Source organism: Rubrilithobacter danxiaensis, from assembly GCF_047272945.1.
Classification (GTDB): domain Bacteria; phylum Bacteroidota; class Bacteroidia; order Sphingobacteriales; family Sphingobacteriaceae; genus Rubrolithibacter; species Rubrolithibacter danxiaensis.
In genome coordinates, this window is the sequence record NZ_JBKOPS010000037.1 from 1 (window position 1) to 1259 (window position 1259).

The 1259-nt window shown below is 41.7% G+C and carries 1 pseudogene; it reads right to left on the reverse strand.

The window, feature by feature from the left end:
• Nucleotides 1-160: 160 nt before the first annotated feature.
• A pseudogene (locus ACLCDL_RS17885) lies at nt 161-1195 on the reverse strand (IS481 family transposase); the annotation flags it as partial.
• Nucleotides 1196-1259 lie beyond the last annotated feature (64 nt).

The window sequence follows — 1259 nt, forward strand, 5'->3', positions numbered from 1 at the left end:
TGTAATAGCCAAGACTTGATCTGACAATTGCTAGGTTTTAAAAAGTGTCAGATGTTCTCTTCGAATATATAAAAGATTCTTCGAACTCAACAGACCCATTTTGTGGCTCACCCTCCCCGTGGTGGCTTAAGGGAGTATAAGCCACAAACTGGTCTTCGGTCAGTCTTTCTATCAACTTTTCCTTGGCTAATGAAATGCTGTCTTTAAAGGTTTGCATCGGTGTTTTTCCGAAGCAATACTTGCCTGTATGGGTTCTATCCTGATTGTAATAATTCATCCACCGGTCCAGGTCTGTTTGTAATTCTTGCACAGAACGATAAACTTTCTTACGAAATGCAATGGCATAGAACTCATCCTGAATGGTTCTGTGAAAGCGCTCACAGATGCCATTGGTTTGAGGGCTTTTTGCTTTGGTTTTACTGTGATCGATATCTTCTACAGCCAGATATAACTGGTATTCATGCTGATCTCTGGAACCACAATATTCTGTCCCTCTATCGGTTAATACCCGAAGTAAGCGTAAGTCGTGCTGTTCAAAGAATGGAACTACCTGGTCATTGAGCATATCTGCTGCAACCAGAGCATTCTTCCTGTCATAGAGTTTAGTGAAGGCAACTTTAGAGTAGGTGTCAATAAAGGTTTGCTGATAGATATGGCCAACACCCTTAATGTTTCCAACATAGTAAGTGTCCTGAGCTCCCAGATATCCGGGATGATATGTTTCTATCTCACCAAATGCCTTTTTCTCTTCTTTTGCTTTTTCTAATGCAACTACCTGAGCTTCGGTCAACACAATGCCTTCCTGTGCTGACTTTGCTTCCAGTGCTTTTAGACGAAGTTTAAATGTCTGTAGATCGTGACGGAGCCAAACACTTCTTACTCCTCCCGGAGAGATGAAAATCCCTTGTTTCTTTAATTCATTGGAGACCCGTAACTGTCCCAGAGCTGGTTGCTCGATAGCTAGTTCTACTACCAGCTTTTCAATGTGTTCTTCCACACGGTTCTTCAACACCGGTTTTCTTCGGGAGATTTCCTGCAAGGCCAGCTCTCCGCCTTGCTCATAAAGTTCTTTGAATCGGTAGAAACTATCTCTGGAATAGCCCATCACTTTGCAGGCTTTCGATACATTTCCTAAATGCTGAGCAAGCTCTAATATGCCCAGCTTGTTCTTGATGATTTTTTCTTGTGTTGTCATTGTTTAATCTGATTTGAAGTTACTCGTTTTATCGTAACTGTCAGATTAAGTCGTGACTACTTCA